The sequence below is a fragment of the Mesorhizobium sp. CU3 genome, assembly GCF_006442965.1.
Lineage (GTDB): Bacteria > Pseudomonadota > Alphaproteobacteria > Rhizobiales > Rhizobiaceae > Mesorhizobium.
The window spans coordinates 81,666-99,620 of sequence record NZ_VFWX01000022.1 but is presented as its reverse complement, the minus strand read 5'-3'; the positions used below and the strand labels follow the sequence as shown (position 1 = coordinate 99,620).

The following is a 17,955-nucleotide window of genomic DNA, read 5'->3' as shown; positions in this document are numbered from 1 at the left end:
CGGGATCAGGGCAGGGTCTTGCCCGGATAGGTCTGCTGGAAGCGCGCAAGGATCGCGTCACCGTTCTTGACCAGATTGTCGAGGCCTTCCTGGACGCTGACCTTGTTGGCGAAGATCGCCTGCATCTGCGTGCCGAACTCGGCGCGGATCTGGGTGAAATTGCCGAGGCGGATGCCACGTGTGATCTCGTTCGGCTCCGAGGCGGTGAGGCTGGCGATCGCCACTTCGCGGCCCTTGTAGGGCGCCTTGTCGTAAAAGCCCTGGCTTTTCATGTATTCGAAGCCGGATTTGGTCACTGGGATATAGCCGGTGTTGGTTGACCAGAACAAAGCGGTCTTGGGGTCGTGGATGAAGTTCAGGAATGCGGCAGCGCCCTTATACTCAGCGTCCGACTTGCCCGACAGGACCCACAGCGAAGCGCCGCCGACCAGCGAATTCATGCGCTGGGTACCGGCATAGACCGGCAGTTCGGCGACATCCCAGTTCATGCCTTCCTTCTGCGTGCGGCCGACCGTGCCGTGATCGCCGACCGAGGTCAGGATGACCTGGCAGGTCCCGGTGGCGAAGGCCTGCACCATGTCCTGTCCAAGATCCTTCGACTTGATCTTGATCAGGCCGGCGTCATACCACTTCTTGAGATCGGTGACGTATTGGACAAACTTGGTCTTGTTGACTTCGAGTTGGGCGTCGAGACCGTCATAGCCGTTGTTCTTGGTGGCGATCGGCTGGTTGTGCAGCGCCGAGAACTGCTCCATCAGCTGCCAGCTTTCATTGGCCGAGATGTTGATCGCCATCGGGCAATCGTAGCCGGCATCCTTAAGCGCCTTGAGGTCGGCGCCGACGTCTTCCCAGGTCTTCGGCGCTTCGGTCTTTCCGATCTTGGCGAAGGCGTCCTTGTTCCAATACATCAGCGGGGTCGACGAGTTGAACGGGAAGGACAGCATCTCGCCCTTCGAGGTCGCGTAGTAGCGGGCGATGCCGGGGAAATAGTCCGCGTAATCGATCTTATAGCCGTTCTCTTCCATCAGCTTGTCGGCGGGCTTGTAGGCGCCCGACAGCATCATGGTGGCGGTGCCGACGTCATAGACCTGGACGACGGTCGGCTGCTTGCCGGCGCGGAAGGCTGCGATGGTGTTCTGCAGCGTGGCGTCGTAATTGCCCTGGCTGGTGCAGACCACCTCGTAGTCGGACTGCGAGGCGTTGAAGTTCTTGCACAGCGTGTCGACGACGCGGGCGAGATCGCCCGACAGGCCGAACCAGAAATCGAACTTTACCGGCTCTGCAAAGGCAGGAACCGCGAGCGCGGCGCCGAACGCGCCGGCGGCAAGGGCAGTAAGGCCCCGCTTGATGATCGTCATGATTTGTCCCTCTTGAATGGCAGTGTGACAAGGGTTTTGCGCAAGTCCTTGCCCGCTCTCATAGAGAAGGTATGTGACAGTTCTGTTGTGGCCTCCGGACCGTTAGGCAAGCCCTGCGAACAGCCAGTCTCTCCTCCCTGGCAGCGGTCGCGCCGGCATGAAACCGTCACATCGGCGCTCTAGGAAGCTAGGGCGACTCGAAGCGATGAAAAGACCTTCCGTGATTAACCGGCTAACTGGATGAATGACATGCTTGTCCCGCAGCTCACGCACGTGCCCCTTGCCGAACGCAACGCCATGCGCGACGGCCCGCGCGACAGCGCCACCCATCTGCGCCACGCCGCCGCCGTCCCGGCGCTGGGCGAGATCGAGATCGGCGGCAAGACATCGCGCGAACGGGCCGGCGACAGCCTCACCGTCATGGCCTGGAATGTCGAGCGGCTGCGCCATGTCGACGCCATCGCCCAGACCATCGCCGGCCAGGCGCCCGAAATCGTGCTCTTGTCGGAGGTCGACAAGGGCATGGCGCGCTCCGGCAACACCCATCTTCTGAGCCGGCTAGCCTACAGGCTCGGCCATGCCTACGCCTATGGCATCGAATTTCTCGAATTGGGCAACGGCAATGAAGCCGAGCAGGCGGCCAATGGCGGGGCGCAGAACACGGAAGGTTTCCATGGCAACGCCGTGACCAGCGCCATACCTTTGCTTCGTCCGTTCCTCATTCGCTTCGATGCCGCCGGCGCCTGGTTCCTGCCGGAGCACGGCCAGCCGCGCGTCGGCGGCCGCATGGCGATCGGCGGCCAGCTTATGCTCGGCGAGCGCCGGGTTACGGTGATCTCGGTCCATCTCGAGAACCGCACCACCCCCGCCGGGCGGGCCGACCAGACGCGCCATTTGCTCGACGCCATCGACAAATATGACGCGGACGCGCCGGTGTTGATCGGCGGCGACCTCAACACGCTGACCGCCACCTATCCGGAACGCAATGACGACCCGGCGGCGTGGCGAGCGCGCATCGCCGCAGAACCAGACCGGCTGATGTATCCCGAACGCCACGAGCCCCTGTTCGCGGTTTTCGCTGAGTACGGCTACGATTGGCGCGACGCCAATGCGTTCGACAAACCCACCCAGCGGCGCGCGGCGGGCGACCTGACACCTGCCGGGCACATAGACTGGTTCTTCACGCGGGGCCTTGTGGCAAGCCAGCCGGTGACGCTACCGGCAGTCCTGCCGGACGGCAGCCCGAGCTCCGACCACGAAGCGCTGGTGGTCACCGTGCGGGTGGCGTGACCACTTGCCAACCCCGGTCGGTCCGGTCGGTCCTGGTATCGGTTCCGGCGCATGATCTTCTCAGGAAATACAACCTGGCAGGCGCGCGAGTGTTGCGGGCGGCATAACCGATTCTTCCGCCATCTTGCCGGGGGATCGGTCTGAATTCGCTACGGCGCCAGCGCCGCCTCCACCAGCCGCTTGGCGTCGGGGCTCGACCATTCGGCCGGGCCGTTCATATGCGCGATCAGGCACCCTTCGCCGTCGATCAGCATGGTGACGGGAAGGCCAAGCGCCAGTCCGCGCGTCTTGGCCTCGTTGAACAGGGCGATCGTCGGATCCCGGTAGAAGCCGAGCGTCTGCACGCCGATCTCGCTGAGGAACTTCTTCGGCTTGGTGTCGTCGCCGGTGTCGACATTGACCGCGACCACCTCGAAGTCCTTGCCGCCCTTTTCCTTCTGCAGCGCGTCGAGCGCCGGCATTTCGGCCCGGCAGGGCGCACACCAGGTTGCCCACAGGTTGAGCAGCACCGTCTTGCCGGCATGGTCGGCGATCGTCATCGGCTTGCCATCCGGGCCGTTGAAGGCGAGGCTTTTCAGCGATTGCGGCGGCTCGGCCGGCTGCAGCGCCGCGACCTGGCCGACGGCTTTGGCGGCGACGGCCTTGGCCCGCCCGGCCTTCGCCGCGCAGGCGACGTCGTCCTTGCTGTCGCCGACGGCGACCTGGGCTACAGGGGCATTGTTGCCAGACCGGCTCTCGCTGACATATACCGCGACCGCGCCGGCCAGCACGCCCGCCACCAGGGCGGCGAGGATGAGGCGCGGGGCCGGGAAGAATCTATTGCCGTCTGCCATGTCTCAAACTGCCATGTCTCAAAACTGCTCCGGAACGCGGGTTATATAAATGAGCGACAAGAAGGCCAGCAACCAGATGTGGGGCGGACGTTTTGCCTCGGGTCCGGCCGCCATCATGGAAGCGATCAACGCATCGATCTCGTTCGACCGCAAACTCTACGCGCAAGACATTCGCGGCTCGATCGCCCATAGCGAGATGCTGGCCGAAACGGGCATTATTTCGGCGGCCGATCAAGAAAAGATCGCGCACGGCCTGAACGCGATCCTGAAAGAGATCGAGGCCGGGACGTTCGAATTCTCGACCAGGCTGGAAGACATCCACATGAATGTCGAGGCCCGCCTTGCCGAGCTGATCGGCCCGGCGGCGGGACGCCTGCACACCGCGCGTTCGCGCAACGACCAGGTGGCGGTCGATCTGCGCCTCTGGGTCAAGGAAGAATGCCAACGCGTTGCCGAGGCGCTGAAGGAACTGATCGCCGCCTTCCTCGAACGCGCCGAGGAGCATGCCGCGACCGTCATGCCCGGCTTCACCCATCTGCAGGCGGCGCAGCCGGTGACCTTCGGCCATCATCTGATGGCCTATGTCGAGATGTTCGGCCGCGACCTGTGGCGCGTGCGCGACGCCATCCAGCGCATGGACGAAAACCCGCTCGGTGCGGCTGCCCTTGCCGGCACCAGCTTCGGCATCGACCGCCACAAGACGGCCAAGGCGCTCGGCTTCCGCGAGCCGACGCGCAATTCGCTGGACAGTGTCTCGGACCGCGATTTCGCGCTCGAATTCCTGAGCGTGGCCGCGATCTGCGCCACGCATCTGTCGAGGCTCGCCGAAGAGATCGTCATCTGGTCGACGCCGCAATTCGCCTTCATCCGCCTGTCGGACTCATTCTCCACCGGCTCCTCGATCATGCCGCAGAAGAAGAACCCGGACGCCGCCGAGCTGGTGCGCGGCAAGACCGGCCGCGTCAACGGCCATCTGATCGGTCTGCTCACCGTCATGAAAGGCATGCCGATGAGCTACGGCAAGGACATGCAGGAAGACAAGGAAGCCGTCTTCGACGCTGCCGAGACGCTCGACCTGATGCTGGCGGCGACCACCGGCATGGTGCGAGACATGACGGTCAACGCCGCCGCCATGAAGAAGGCCGCGGGCGCCGGCCACGCCACGGCGACCGACCTCGCCGACTGGCTGGTCCGGAGCCTTGGCCTCCCCTTCCGCGAAGCCCATCACGTCACCGGCCGCGCCGTGGCGCTTGCCGAGGAAAAGAAAATCGGGCTGGAAAAGCTTTCGCTGGAAGACCTGCAATCGATCCACCCGGGCATCACCGGCGACATCTTCTCGGTGCTGGCGGTGCAGAATTCGGTGAAGAGCCGGGTGAGTTTCGGCGGCACCGCGCCGTCGGAAGTGAAGAAGCAGATCCGCTACTGGAAAAAGCGCCTGACCAAGGCTTGATGCATGTCGCCCGGAAGCGTGCAGCGGTTCTGGGACAACGACATGCATCAAGGCAATTGCCAGGGGTGCAATGCGCTGAAAACTCCGCTAAAAGCGGCAGCACGACAAAACAGTTTCGAACGGATGGATCGATGACCGGACGCAGGATTTTGGTGACGCTCACGCTGCTCGCAGCGATGGCGGCAGTCACGGCTTGCGGCCGCAAGAGCGGTCTCGATACGCCCTACGAAGCCGCCGAGCAGGCGCGCAAGGATGCGGAAAAGGCCAAAGAGCCGCTGCCGCCGGAGCCGGAGAAACCGGTCAAGGACAAGAAGTTCATCCTCGACCCCCTTCTCTGACCTCGATCTCCGGAACCAAGTGACGTGAACCATTTCGATTACCGCGACGGCGTGCTCCATGCCGAGGACGTCGCCATCCCCGATATCGCAGCCGCAGTCGGCACGCCCTTCTACTGCTATTCGACGGCGACGCTGACCAGGCATTTCCGCGTCTTCAAGGAGGCTTTCGCCGGCCTCGACGCGCTGGTCTGCTACGCCATGAAGGCGAATTCCAACCTTGCGGTGCTGAAGACGCTGGCCAGGCAAGGCGCCGGCGCCGACGTGGTCTCGGAAGGCGAGTTGCGCCGCGCTCTGGCCGCCGGCATTCCGGCCAGCAAGATCCTGTTTTCCGGCGTCGGCAAGACCGCGCGCGAAATGGATTTTGCCCTCAACGCCGGCATTCTCTGCTTCAACGTCGAATCCGAGCCTGAGCTCGAATTGCTCTCGGCCCGAGCCGCGGCGCTCGGCAAGGTGGCGCCGATCTCCTTGCGCATCAACCCGGATGTCGATGCCAAGACGCATAAGAAGATCTCGACCGGCAAGGCCGAGAACAAGTTCGGCATTGCCTGGCAGCGAGCCCGCCAGGTCTATGCCCGCGCGGCCGAATTGCCCGGCATCAAGGTGACCGGCATCGACACCCATATCGGCAGCCAGATCACCGAGTTGCAGCCCTTCGACGACGCCTTCGCGCTCTTGGCCGAGCTGGTCGGCACTCTGCGCGCCGACGGGCATGCGATCGAGCATGTCGATCTTGGTGGCGGCCTGGGCATACCCTACCGCGTCGACAACAGCCCACCGCCGCTGCCCGACGCCTATGCCGAGATCGTCAAGAAGCATGTCACCAAGCTCGGCCTCAAGGTGATGTTCGAACCTGGACGCCTGATCGTCGGCAATGCCGGCATCCTGGTGTCGGAAGTCATCTATGTGAAGGAAGGCGACGCCAAGAACTTCCTCGTCGTCGATGCCGCCATGAACGATTTGATCCGGCCGACGCTTTACGACGCCTTCCACGACATCCGGCCGGTGGTGCAGCCGCCGGCTTCGACGCCGCGCATGAAGGTCGACGTCGTCGGCCCGGTCTGCGAGACCGGCGACTTCATCGGCCTCGACCGCGATCTGCCCAGGTTGAAGGCCGGCGACCTGATCGCCGTCGCCACCGCCGGCGCCTACGGCGCGGTGCAGGCCGGCACCTACAACACCAGGCTGTTGGTGCCGGAAGTGCTGGTCGACGGCGACCGCTTCCATATCGTGCGGCCGCGCCAAACTTATGAGGAATTGCTGGGGCTGGATTCTATTCCCGACTGGCTGAAGTAGCAGCCCAAGGAGCAAGATCATGCCGGATGCCAAAACCATCACGCGCGAGCGCATCGCGGCCGTCGAACCGCGCATCCGGCCTTATGTGCGCCACACGCCGGTGATGCGGGTCGACATGGCGGATTTCGGCAAAGCGCCCTTTCCGGTCGATCTCAAGCTCGAATGCCTGCAGCATTCCGGCTCGTTCAAGGCGCGCGGCGCCTTCACCAATCTGCTGACGCGACCGGTGCCGGAAGCCGGCGTCGTCGCGGCCTCGGGCGGCAATCACGGCGCGGCGGTCGCCTATGCCGCGATGAAGCTTGGCCACAAGGCGTCGATCTTCGTGCCCGAGGTCAGCCCGCCGGCCAAGCTCGAACGCATCCGTGGCTATGGCGCCGACCTGGTGGTCGGCGGCGCGCGCTATGCCGAGGCGCTTGCCGCCAGCGAGGCATTTGCTGAAAAGACCGGCGCCTTGCAGATCCACGCCTTCAACCAGGAGGAGACGCTGCTCGGCCAGGGCACGCTCGGCCTCGAGATCGAGGCCGATCTGCCCGATATCGACACGCTTCTCGTCGCCGTCGGCGGCGGCGGGCTGATCGGCGGCATCGCCGCATGGTTTTCCGGCCGCATCCGCATCATTGCCATCGAGCCCGAAGGCGCGCCGACGCTTTACCGCGCCTTAGAGGCCGGCAAGCCGGTCGATGCGCCAGCCGAAGGCGTCGCCGCCGATTCGCTGGCGCCGAAGCGCGTCGGCGAGATGATGTTCCCAATCGCCGAGGCTTTCGTCGAGCGCTCCATCCTGGTCAGCGACGACGACATCACCGCAGCGCAGAAGGCGCTGTGGGACCGGGCGCGAATCATCGCCGAGCCAGGCGGCGCCGCGGCCTTCGCCGCCATGCTTTCCGGCCGCTACACGCCGGCCGAAGGCGAGCGCGTCGCCGTTCTGGTCTGCGGTTCCAACACGAATCCAGCGAATTTCTGATCATAACCGGCCCCAGCCGCTTCACGATTTGGGAACGCGCCTCGCCTTTGCCGTGTTTGCTGGTATTCTTCTCTTCGTGACGTCTGGGCATTGTGCCCGGGCAGGAAGGGCCGATGACCGAACGACCCACTTCCGGCAACGAACGCGGCCTGGCCAGCGGTGAACGCGGCCTGGCCGGGCGCTTGGCGCTCAGCCGGCTGGCCACGCGGGCCGCCATGATCTTCGAGCGCGGCTGGCCGCTGCTCCTGCCGCTCTTGATCGTCGCCAGCCTGTTTCTGAGTTTCTCCTGGCTCGGGCTCTTCGCGCGCCTGCCGGACGCGGCCCGCATCGGCCTGCTAGCGCTGTTCGCTCTCTCGGCGCTTGCCGCTCTCTATCCGCTGCGCTTCTTCCGCCTGCCGTCGGCCGCCGAGGTCGACAGGCGCATCGAAGCGGCGAACGAATTACTGCACAGCCCGGTGCAAGTGCAGACCGACCGCCCAAGCGGCGCCGACAGCGTCTTTTCGCAGGCATTGTGGCGCGAGCACCAGAAGCGCATGGCCGAGCGGCTCTCCAGCCTCGGCCCCGACAAGCCGCGCACCGGCGTGCCGGACCGTGACCGCTGGGGCCTGCGCGCCGTTGCCGGGCTTTTGCTGGTCACCGCCTTCGCCTTCTCCTTCGGACCCTTTGGCGGCAGGATCAGCGATGGTTTCGTCGCCCGCGCCGCGCGCGATGCGGTGCCGCCGCGCATCGACGCCTGGGTGACGCCGCCCGCCTATACCGGCAAGCCGCCGCTGTTCCTGACCGCCGACGCCAACCAGGCGGCGCAGACCTTCACCGTGCCGCAAGGCAGCGACGTGTCGCTGCGCGTCACCGGCGGCAACGGCGAGGAGACGCTGAGCTATGCCGACACGGACGGCAATGCCCGCAACATCGACCCCGCCGCGCCGAAGACGCCGGCGCCGGCCAGCCAGACCGCGCCCAAGGTGCGCCAATTCACCGGCAAGCTGAACTCAAACGGCACGCTGACGCTGAAATCCGGCGAGGACAATCTCGGACGCTGGGCCTTCGCCGTCATCGCCGACAAGCCGCCGGCGATCCGTTTCGTCGGCGAGCCGAAGCGCGCCGTCAACGGCTCGATCGAGCTCAACTACCAGATCGACGACGATTATGGCGCGGCCTCCGCCAAGGCCGTCTTCGAACTGGCCGATCCGCCGCAGGCCAACGCACACCCGCTCTACGGCGCCCCCGACATGCCGCTGACGCTGCCGCGCCGCGGCGGCAAGGCGACCGCCGCCAAGACCACCAAGGACCTGACCGAGCATGTCTGGGCCGGCAGCACGATCAAGCTGACGCTGAGCGTCACCGATGATGCCGGCCACACCGCGACCAGCGAAACCAAGACCTGGACGATGCCGGAACGTCCCTTCGGCAACCCGCTGGCGCGTGCCGTGCTCGAGCAGCGCCGGCTGATCGCGCTCGACACCAACGCCAAGCCGCGCGCGCTCGACCTGATGGACGCCATCACGCTGCGTCCCGAGGACACGATCGACAACATGTCGAACTACCTCGCCATCATGAGCGCCAGGAGCCGGCTGAAGCTTTCCGAGACCGACGATCAGCTGCGCAACGTGGTGTCCTACCTCTGGGAGATCGCGCTCGGCATCGAGGAAGGCAATCTCTCGGCCGCCGAGCGGCGGCTTCGCCAGGCGCAGCAGGCGCTTCAGGACGCCATCAAGAACGGCGCCAGCGACGAAGAGATCGAAAAGGCGATGAAGGAACTGCGCGAGGCGATGAACCAGTTCCTGCAGGAATTCGCCCAGCGCGCTCAGCAGAACCCGAACGCGCCGCAGATGCAGCAGAACGGCCGCGAGCTGCGCCAGAGCGACATCGATCGCATGATGGACGAGATCGAGAAGCTCGCCAAATCCGGTGATCGCGACAAGGCCCAGCAGCTTCTGTCGGAACTGCAGGACATGATGAACAACCTGCAGGCCGGCCGCCAGCAGCCGGGCGGCGAGCAGGACGGCGAGATGCGCCAGCAGATGGACAAGCTCGGCGACATCATGCGCCGCCAGCAGGAGATGATGAACGACACCTTCCGCCTCGACCAGATGCAACGCGGCCAGCGCGGCCAGGATGGCGACCAGCAGCTTGGCGAGGATGGCGACCCGCAGCAGGGTCAGGACGAACAGCGGCCAGGCCCCGGCCAGGATCGCGATCCGCTCGGACGGCCGAAAATGTCGCCGAAGGACCTAGCCGACGCGCTGAAGCAGCTACAGGAAGGCCAGGGCCAGTTGCAGAGCGAGCTCGACCAGCTGAAGAAGGGTCTCGAAGGCATGGGCATGGAGCCCAATGAAGGCTTCGGCGAGGCCGGCAAATCCATGGGCAATGCCGAAAAGTCGCTCGGCGAGGCCGAGGGCGACCAGGCGGTCGGCCACCAGGGCCGCGCGCTTGAGGCGCTGCGCCGCGGCGCCAAGGAGATGATGAAGCAGATGCAGGCCATGCAGGGCGACCAGGGCGGCAGCGAGCAGGGCGGGCGCCAGCAGGGCGCCGACCGCGACCCGCTCGGACGGCCGCGCGCCACCAACGGCCCGGATGACGGCAACTCGGTCAAGGTTCCCGACGAGATCGACGTGCAGCGCGCCCGCCAGATCCTCGACGCCATCCGCAAGCGGCTCGGCAATGCGCTGAGCCCCGACATCGAGCGCAGCTATCTTGAGCGGCTGCTGGAATTGAAATAGCCAGCCCGCATCATTCTCGGATCGCAATCACACCATGCCGAAGCTTGGAGCCGTCACCCCGATCCTGCGCATGTTCGACATCGCCAAGGCGCGGGAGTTCTATCTCGGCTTCCTCGGTTTCGAAGTCCGCTTCGAGCACCGTTTCGACGACAATGCACCGCTCTACATGGGCATCGCTCGCGATGGCTGCGAACTGCATCTGAGCGAGCATCACGGCGACGGCTCGCCCGGCACTCATATCCGCATCGAGGCGGTCGACATCACCGACCTGCACCGCGAGTTGACGGCCAAGAAATATCGCTTCAACAGGCCCGGCCTGGAGACGACGCCGTGGCAGACGAAGGAAGTCACGGTCATTGATCCCTTCGGCAACCAACTGACCTTCTACGAACCATCTCAAATTTAAGGCTCGATCGTCGCGGCCGCCTGTCTGGTCAGCATGAATGCCTCGCGGATCGCGTTCTCCATGCCGTCGATCGCCTCGCCGGTCGCCAGCGGATTGCGGTGCAGCACGACATTGGACGAATCGATATCGCCGAACCCGTCGGCAGGCGTCAGTTCCCGGCAGTCCGGCGGAATGTTGCTGCGCGAGATCGGCGCGATCGCCAGGCCGGAGGTCACGGCGAGCGTCAGCCCGCCATTGGTGTCGCTGGTATAGGCGACGCGGTAGTCGAGACCGCGCTGGTGCAGCGATTTGATGGCGAAGTCACGGCACCAGCCATTGCGGCTGTAGAGCGCAATGGGCACCGGCCGTTCCTCATGCATATGGTGCAGCGTCGAGGTCACCCATACCGTCGGATCGTGCATCAGCACCTCGCCGCCCGAAGAGCCTTCCCATTCGAACACAACGGCGAGGTCGAGCTCGCCCGCCGCAAGCGCCCTCACCTGCGAATCCGAATGCGCATAGCGCACGGTGACCTCGACGCGCGGATGCCGCTTGGCGAATTCGCCCAGCGCCCGCGACAGGATCGAGCGGCCGTATTCGGCCGGAATGCCGATGCGCACCAGCCCGCCGAGCGGCGGCGCCACCAGCGAGGCGGCCGTCTCGTCGAGCAGCGAGACGATGCGCCGGGCATTGCCGATCAGCTCGCCGCCGCGGCGCGTCAGCACCACGCCGCGCGAGCCGCGCTCGAACAGATCATCGCCGACCATGTCCTCCAGCTTCTTCATCTGCATGGAGACGGCCGATTGCGTGCGCCCGGCCTTCTCCGCCGCGCGCGTGAAATTGCCGGTTTCGGCCACGGCCACGAAGGTGCGCAGAAGGTCGCTGTCGAGAACGGGCTTCATCGATTCCGCCATAAGAATTTCTGATTGCTGGCATCATTCCAATTCGTTTGCAACATGTCAAACACCACAGGATAGTCGCCATACCCATTGGATATGTGGCCGCGAAAGCGGCGGCGGACCAATCGAAGAGTCCTCACTCATACCCGCTGCCTGAAAACGGTAGCGGGTTCTTTTTACGAGCATGATCCCGGAAAGTGGGAACCGGTTTTCGGGCAAGATCATGCTCAAACGACAAGAGTTGGAGCAGGATGACGATTCAACGAAGCGTCATCCTGCTCCAGGAGCAATTCCAGGAAAAGTGCTTCGCGGTTTCCGTCCGGAATTGCGTGAAACACGGGTAAGACGACGGCTCGCGGGGGGCCGAAACTGATGCAGAACCGGATGGTGCTCGGCATTCTGAGCCTCTGCCTCGGCGTGCTGGTGTTTTCGCTGCAGGATCCGCTGGTGAAGGCGGTGTCCGGCGGCTATCCGGTGACCGAGGTTATGGCGATTCGCGCCATCGTCGCGCTGCCGATCCTGATCGTCATCGTCCAGGCCGATGTCGGCCTGAAGGCGCTGTTGTCGAAGCGGGCAGGCTTGCTGACGCTGCGCGCCTTCATCCAGTTCTCGTCCTACACGGTCTACTACCTGGCGATCGCCGCCTTGCCGCTGGCCGACGCGGTGGCGCTGTATTTCATGGCGCCGCTGTTCATCATGGCGATGGCCGGGCCTTATCTCGGCGAGCGCGTCTCGTGGAAGACGCTGGCGACGGTGCTGATCGGCCTTGTCGGGGTCCTCGTCATGCTGCGCCCCGGCGCCGGCGTGTTCGACTGGGCGGCGCTTCTGTCGCTCGGCTCGGCCTTCCTCTATGGCTTCTCGCAACTGATGGCGCGCCGCATCGGCGACACCGAATCATCGACCGTGATGGCCTTCTATCAGAACGGCGCCTATCTCAGCGGCGCCGTGGCCGTCACAATCGTCTTCCATCTCGCCGGCATCACGCATGCGGCGCATCCGAGCGTCGAATTCCTGGTGCGGCCCTGGGTATGGCCGACCATGCCGGATTTCCTGAAAATGGCCGCCTGCGGCTTGGTCGCTTCCGCAGGCATGATCCTGTTGTCCCAGGCCTACCGCATGGCGCCGGCCAACCGCGTCGCCACCTTCGAATACACCGGCATCCTGTGGTCGCCGCTCTGGGGTTTTCTGTTCTTCGCGGAAGTGCCGCGCGAGACGACGGTGCTGGGTGCTGCGCTGATCATCGGCGCCGGCCTGCTGGCGCTCAACAATGAGCGCAGGCGAAGTGCCGCGCCGACAGCCGCTTCGGTCTCAGGCGAAGCAGCTTAATGCCTTGCCGACACGGGCGCGGATCTCGGCCAGCGTGAACGGCTTCTGCACGACATCGAGGATGATGCCGTTCAATTCCTCGGCGCGTTCGCGCTGGTCGGCATAGCCGGTCATCAGCATGATCCTCATCGCCGGGAACTGTCTTGCCGCAGCCGTCGCCATCTCGATGCCGTCCATCTCCGGCATGCGGATGTCGGACACCACCAGATCGTAGCCGCCCGCCGCGCGCCGGATCATTTCCAGCCCTTGCGCGCCATCGCTGGCGATCGTCACTATATGGCCGTCGCGTTCGAGCGCGCGGGCTGCAAGGGTGCGGACGGACTCATCGTCTTCGACAATCAGGAGCTTTGCCATGGCGCAAATACATGGCCCCGAAACGTTGACGTTTTCTGAAAATCTTACGTGCCCCCGCGAAACTCAGGCATCACCTTTGACGACCCCGACGAACGGCAGTTCGCGGAACGCGTGCGCGACATCCATGCCGTAGCCTACGACGAAATAGTCGGGGCAGTCGAAGCCGACATAGTCGGCGTTGAGCGAGGTCTGGCGGCGCATGCGCTTGTCGAGCAGCACCGCGATGGCGCAGCTCTTGGCGCCGCGCGACATCATCAGGTCGCGGGTGTAGGACAGCGTCTTGCCGGATTCCAGAATGTCGTCGATCAACAGGACGTCGCGGCCGGCGACCTCGTTGTCGATGTCGCGCAGCACGCGCACCTCGCCGCTCGTGGTGCCGGCGCCGTAGCTGGAAATGAAGATGAACTCCACCTCGGGCGACAGGCCGACATCATGCATGGCGCGGATCAGGTCGGCGGCGAAGACGAACGAGCCCTTCAGGATCGAGATCACCAGAAGGTCGTGGTAGTCGCGCCCGGCGATTTCCTTGGCGAGCTCGAGATTGCGGCGCGCGATCGCCGACGCCGAAAACAGGACCTCGATGTCCTTGTCGCGCACAACTGGCATTCTTTTGTCCCTCAGAAATTGGCAGCAGCTTCGATAGGCGGGTTGAGATTCAGGTCAGGCCGAGCCGAAAATAGTGGCTTCCGAGAACCGGAGCGGAGCGTACATTTCAGTACGTGAGCACCGGAAGCGCAGCCGGCTTCACCTGAATATCGACCCGCCTAGCCGGCGAAGATGACAGCAACGGTCCTTACGCCGTCTTTAGGCACATCGAGGCGGCTGGAAAAGCCGAATCTTTCGCCTGGGGCCAGGGAACGGTTCAATGTCCCCAGCCTGTAGCGGATGATGTTGGCGTTGTTGTCGGTGACGCGGATTTCGAGCGGCGGCAGCGTCTCCGATCGTGCCCCGTCATTGGCCGCCTCTCCGTCCACGAACAGCACCGGCTTCAGCCCCGAGTCGTCGATTCGCGACGTGACGGCGGAAATGGTGAGCGCGCCGGCCGGCTCGGCATGCGCCCAGAACGGACTCTGCCGCACCAGCGCGTGCCCACCCGACACCCAGAAGGATGCCAGCGCGATCCCAACGCCTGCCATCCAGAACAGCGGACCGCCGCGCGACGAGCGCGACGGCGCCGCCTCCGGTTTGCGCAGCATGCCCATGCCTTCGATCGACGGCGCCGAAGCCCCCGGCGGCAGCGGAATCGTCGTCATCGGCTCGGGGCGGACGTCGGAACGCGGCAGCACCACATAATCGGCATCGACGATGTCGGCCGCGGCGTCGCGCATGACGCGTTCGGCCGCGGCATCTGCTGCGGCACCGGTCATGATTTCGCCGGAAACAAGGCGCGCGGTTCTGTCGTCAGCCATGAAGGCACCAGTGCAGTCTTCGTTTCTTTTGGGTAAACGCAATTGGTTAACGCTTCCCCACCGTGACAGTCGTAAGAGGCGTTAATGCGCGGAAATTAACCGCCGGTTAACCATGCCGGCCGATGGTTTGTTCATGTAGATTGTGGCGCGTCGCCGCCGAGAATTCAGGTCGCCGAACGTGATCCGCTTCGAAAATGTCGGCCTCCGCTATGGCATGGGTCCGGAAATCCTCCGCGACATCTCCTTGCACATTCCGGAGCGCTCCTTTCAGTTCCTGAGCGGCCCCTCGGGCGCCGGCAAGACGACCTTGCTGCGTCTGTTGTTCATGTCGCTGAAGCCGACGCGCGGCCTGATCACCATTTTCGGCAAGGATCGCTCGCGCATCTCGCGCAGCGAATTGCCGCTCATGCGCCGCCGCATCGGCGTCGTGTTCCAGGATTTCCGCTTGCTCGACCACATGACCACCTATGAGAACGTGGCGCTGCCCTTGCGCGTGCGCGGGCGCGAGGAAGCGAGCTACCGAACCGACGTCACCGAGCTGCTGAAATGGGTCGGCCTCGGCGACCGCATGCATGTGCTGCCGCCTGTGCTGTCGGGCGGCGAGAAGCAGCGCGCCGCGATCGCGCGCGCGCTGATCGAACAGCCCGAGATTCTTTTGGCCGACGAACCCACCGGCAATGTCGATCCGCCGCTGGCGCGCCGGCTGCTTCGGCTCTTCATCGAGCTCAACCGTCTCGGCACCGCGGTGGTGATCGCCACGCACGACCTCGGCCTGATGGAGCAGGTCGATGCGCGGCGCATGATCCTGGCCGGCGGGAGGCTGGACGTCTATGACTGACATGCCCGCCGACGACCTGCAGGAAGAAGTCGCCGAGACGCCGGCGACCGTGCGGCGCGCCCAGCGCAAGATGGCGCCGATCGTGCCGGCGCAGAACATCGCCGGCCGCGCGCTGGTGCTGGTCATCGCCATCATGACCTTCCTGTCCTGCCTCACCTTCGGCGCCGTGACGCTGGTACGCGATACTGCTTCGGTCTGGGAAAACCAGATCTCGCGTGAGGCGACGATCCAGATCAAGCCGGCCGAGGGCCTCGACATGGAAGCCGCCCTTGCCCAGGCCTCGCAGATCGCCGGCGAGTTCCCCGGCGTGAAGGGCACCAAGATCATCGACCGCGACGCCACCGCTCGCCTGCTCGAACCATGGTTGGGCAGCGGCCTCAACATCGACGAATTGCCGGTGCCGCGTCTGATCATCGTCACCATCGATGAGGCGAGCCCCCCGGACTTTGCGGCCATGCGTGCCGCGATCACGCCGAAAATCCCGACAGCAGCCCTCGACGATCATCGCACCTGGGTCGATCGCCTCGTCGCGATGGCGCACACGACGGTGACGATCGGCATCGCTGTTCTGGTGCTGATGCTGTCGGCAACGGTGCTGACGGTGGTGTTCGCCACGCGCGGCGCCATGGCCGGCAACGGCCATATCATCGAGGTGCTGCATTTCGTCGGCGCCGAAGCGCGCTTCATCGCGCGCGAATTCCGCTGGCACTTCCTGGTCACCGGCATGAAGGGCGCGGCCGCCGGCGGCGCGCTCGCGATCATCGTTTTCATCGTCTTTTCCTGGTGGTCGTCGCGCAACATGGCGACGCCCGAGGCCGACCAGGCGACCGCTTTGTTCGGCAATTTCGCCATCGGTTCGGCCGGCTATCTCGGCGTCGGCCTGATGGTGCTGGTGATCGGCGCGCTGACCGCTGCGACTTCGCATGTGACCGTCGTCACCTATCTCAGCGACATCGACGTTCGCCAGCCGGATGCGGGCTGATCCATGAACTCCAGGAGAAAGCCGGCGCAAGGCGTTATATTCAAACCGGACAACGATCACGGCTTGGCCGGTTGCCGTAACGCAAATTGCGCCCGTTTAATCTATCAAAGGCCGCATTTCAGGGTTAACCATTGGATATTTCAGGATTAACCTGAGGATGATGAACGCGCAGGAGCAGACCGGGAGAGCTGGCGTGATGCCGACGGTGGCAGCGCACCCCGCTGCTTCGGCCGAAACCGGTCGGCTGAGGCTTGCGCTGCGTGTCTGCGGTTTCGTCGCCCTCGCCATAGGGGTGCTTTTCGCCGGCGGCTTCGGCTGGTTCGCCGACAAGGTGAGCCACATGACGACGCCGGTCGACCCGGCCAGGGCCGATGCCATCGTCGTGCTGACCGGCGGGCAGTCGCGGCTCGACGCGGCCATGGACCTCCTGGCATCCGGCAAGGGCAAGCGTCTGCTGGTCAGCGGCGTCCACCCCTCGGCCAGCCGCCACCAGTTGCAGGTAGCGATGGGCGGCGACAAGCAGCTGTTCTCCTGCTGCGTCGACATCGACCGGGCCGCACTCGACACCATCGGCAATGCCGAGGAGAGCGCCAAATGGGTGGAAAACCACGCCTATGGCAGCATCATAGTCGTCACCAACAACTATCACATGCCGCGCAGCCTGCTCGAAATGAGCCGACTGCTGCACGGTGCGCGGCTTGAGCCCTATCCGGTGGTCAACACCAATCTCGGCAATGGCGGCTGGCTGACCAAGCCGGAAGCGCTGCGCGTATTGCTCACCGAATATAGCAAATATGTGTTGGCGCTGGCGCGCGGCTTCCTGCCGCCTCGTGCGACGCCCGACGGCACGACCCTGGCCGACGCCGCCGCGGTCAGCAGCGTGAAGCCCGAACACGTCACGCCGTAGCTGTCACGCCGCGCAGATGCGCGACCTCCTGCTCCAGTGAAGCAATGCGCCGGTCGCGTTCGGCCAACGCCGCAGCGACGTCCGCTGCTTCGAAGCGCTGCGGAATATGCTGCGGACAATTGGCATCCCAGGCCGAGACGGTGAACAGGATCGTCTGCTCCGGCCTCGCCTTGTAGCCTCCCGGCATCAGCTTCGCCGTCAGCTCCGGATCGTTTTCGACGACGAGCGCCCTGCCCCAGATCTTGATGCGCCGGCGCAGCATGTAGTCGATCAGGAACAGGAAGGCCTGATCGTTGTCCTCGAGATTGCCCTGGGTGATGAATTGCCGGTTGCCGGAGAAGTCGGCAAAGCCGATCGTATGCTCGTCCAGCACCTTGAGGAAGCCTGCCGGGCCGCCGCGATGCTGGATATAGGGCTGTCCCTCGGCATTGGCCGTCGCCAGGAAAACGCTGGTCTGCGCCTCGATGAAGGCGGCGAGATCGGGCGTGATGTTCGCTCGCCAGCCGCCACGCTGCTCGACGCGCGCATAGGACTCGCGCGACCCCTTGCGGGCCTGGATCGCCTTGACCGTCGGCGTGAAGGCGACATCGCTGGTGAAAGCTTTCATGGCGG

At 64.7% G+C, this 17,955-nt stretch carries 18 protein-coding genes; 11 read left to right on the top strand and 7 right to left on the bottom strand.

All coding sequences use genetic code 11. The features are described from left to right. Window positions 1–5: 5 nt before the first annotated feature. Window positions 6–1,358, bottom strand: coding sequence for an extracellular solute-binding protein (locus FJ988_RS27215; RefSeq protein ID WP_140821824.1), 1,353 nt, complete (start codon window positions 1,356–1,358; stop codon window positions 6–8). Between the two features lie 249 nt (window positions 1,359–1,607). Between FJ988_RS27215 and FJ988_RS27210 the strand changes: the two genes are divergently transcribed. Next, a complete protein-coding gene (locus tag FJ988_RS27210; RefSeq protein ID WP_140821822.1) occupies window positions 1,608–2,648 on the top strand; it encodes an endonuclease/exonuclease/phosphatase family protein in 1,041 nt (346 codons plus the stop codon). A gap of 149 nt (window positions 2,649–2,797) precedes the next feature. Here the strand turns inward: FJ988_RS27210 and tlpA are convergent, their stop codons facing one another. Continuing rightward, entirely contained in the window at window positions 2,798–3,481 is a 684-nt protein-coding gene (tlpA, locus tag FJ988_RS27205; protein ID WP_140821820.1) for a thiol:disulfide interchange protein TlpA, read from the bottom strand. Window positions 3,482–3,530: 49 nt separating this feature from the next. Here tlpA and argH point away from each other — a divergent pair, with 49 nt between their 5' ends. From argH to FJ988_RS27175, 6 genes are all read left to right on the top strand, one after another. Continuing rightward, a complete protein-coding gene (gene argH / locus FJ988_RS27200; RefSeq protein ID WP_140821818.1) occupies window positions 3,531–4,931 on the top strand; it encodes an argininosuccinate lyase in 1,401 nt (466 codons plus the stop codon). Window positions 4,932–5,062: 131 nt separating this feature from the next. Next, on the top strand, window positions 5,063–5,269 hold the full coding sequence (locus FJ988_RS27195; RefSeq protein WP_140821816.1) for a hypothetical protein: 207 nt from the start codon (window positions 5,063–5,065) through the stop codon (window positions 5,267–5,269). Between the two features lie 24 nt (window positions 5,270–5,293). Further along, window positions 5,294–6,562 (top strand): diaminopimelate decarboxylase, encoded by a 1,269-nt coding sequence (gene lysA / locus FJ988_RS27190; RefSeq protein WP_140821814.1) that lies wholly within the window; start codon window positions 5,294–5,296, stop codon window positions 6,560–6,562. A gap of 19 nt (window positions 6,563–6,581) precedes the next feature. Further along, window positions 6,582–7,523 (top strand): threonine/serine dehydratase, encoded by a 942-nt coding sequence (locus FJ988_RS27185; protein WP_140821812.1) that lies wholly within the window; start codon window positions 6,582–6,584, stop codon window positions 7,521–7,523. 113 nt (window positions 7,524–7,636) lie between these two features. Further along, a complete protein-coding gene (locus FJ988_RS27180; RefSeq protein WP_140821810.1) occupies window positions 7,637–10,243 on the top strand; it encodes a TIGR02302 family protein in 2,607 nt (868 codons plus the stop codon). A gap of 34 nt (window positions 10,244–10,277) precedes the next feature. After that, window positions 10,278–10,649 (top strand): glyoxalase superfamily protein, encoded by a 372-nt coding sequence (locus tag FJ988_RS27175; protein WP_140821808.1) that lies wholly within the window; start codon window positions 10,278–10,280, stop codon window positions 10,647–10,649. Here the strand turns inward: FJ988_RS27175 and FJ988_RS27170 are convergent. Further along, complete coding sequence (locus FJ988_RS27170) at window positions 10,646–11,530, bottom strand: LysR family transcriptional regulator (protein ID WP_140821806.1); 885 nt, start codon at window positions 11,528–11,530, stop codon at window positions 10,646–10,648. The two genes, FJ988_RS27175 and FJ988_RS27170, sit on opposite strands and share 4 nt — an antisense overlap. Window positions 11,531–11,899: 369 nt before the next feature. Between FJ988_RS27170 and FJ988_RS27165 the strand changes: the two genes are divergently transcribed. Beyond that, a complete protein-coding gene (locus FJ988_RS27165; protein ID WP_140821804.1) occupies window positions 11,900–12,853 on the top strand; it encodes a DMT family transporter in 954 nt (317 codons plus the stop codon). Here FJ988_RS27165 and FJ988_RS27160 read toward each other — a convergent pair. The 3 genes from FJ988_RS27160 to FJ988_RS27150 form a co-directional block, all read right to left on the bottom strand. Continuing rightward, window positions 12,836–13,207: a response regulator gene (locus FJ988_RS27160; protein ID WP_181183684.1), complete on the bottom strand. Its 372-nt coding sequence runs from the start codon at window positions 13,205–13,207 to the stop codon at window positions 12,836–12,838. The two genes, FJ988_RS27165 and FJ988_RS27160, sit on opposite strands and share 18 nt — an antisense overlap. A 63-nt stretch (window positions 13,208–13,270) precedes the next feature. After that, window positions 13,271–13,813 carry a hypoxanthine phosphoribosyltransferase gene (gene hpt / locus FJ988_RS27155; protein ID WP_140821800.1) on the bottom strand — a complete coding sequence of 181 codons (543 nt, stop codon included), beginning with the start codon at window positions 13,811–13,813 and terminating at the stop codon, window positions 13,271–13,273. 158 nt (window positions 13,814–13,971) lie between these two features. Further along, window positions 13,972–14,616: a hypothetical protein gene (locus FJ988_RS27150; protein ID WP_140821798.1), complete on the bottom strand. Its 645-nt coding sequence runs from the start codon at window positions 14,614–14,616 to the stop codon at window positions 13,972–13,974. A 178-nt stretch (window positions 14,617–14,794) separates the two neighbouring features. Here FJ988_RS27150 and ftsE point away from each other — a divergent pair, with 178 nt between their 5' ends. The 3 genes from ftsE to FJ988_RS27135 all read left to right on the top strand — a co-directional run bounded on the left by ftsE (window position 14,795) and on the right by FJ988_RS27135 (window position 17,343). Further along, on the top strand, window positions 14,795–15,454 hold the full coding sequence (gene ftsE / locus FJ988_RS27145; RefSeq protein WP_140803441.1) for a cell division ATP-binding protein FtsE: 660 nt from the start codon (window positions 14,795–14,797) through the stop codon (window positions 15,452–15,454). Beyond that, window positions 15,447–16,436: an ABC transporter permease gene (locus FJ988_RS27140; RefSeq protein WP_140821795.1), complete on the top strand. Its 990-nt coding sequence runs from the start codon at window positions 15,447–15,449 to the stop codon at window positions 16,434–16,436. Before ftsE ends, FJ988_RS27140 begins: the two co-directional genes overlap by 8 nt. A 157-nt stretch (window positions 16,437–16,593) precedes the next feature. Continuing rightward, the gene (locus FJ988_RS27135; protein ID WP_140821793.1) at window positions 16,594–17,343 is read left to right on the top strand and encodes a YdcF family protein; all 750 of its coding nucleotides are present in this window, start codon (window positions 16,594–16,596) and stop codon (window positions 17,341–17,343) included. Here FJ988_RS27135 and FJ988_RS27130 read toward each other — a convergent pair. Next, window positions 17,333–17,950, bottom strand: a complete 618-nt coding sequence (locus FJ988_RS27130) for a pyridoxamine 5'-phosphate oxidase family protein (protein WP_140821791.1) — start codon at window positions 17,948–17,950, stop codon at window positions 17,333–17,335. The genes FJ988_RS27135 and FJ988_RS27130 overlap by 11 nt on opposite strands. Between the last annotated feature and the right edge of the window lie 5 nt (window positions 17,951–17,955).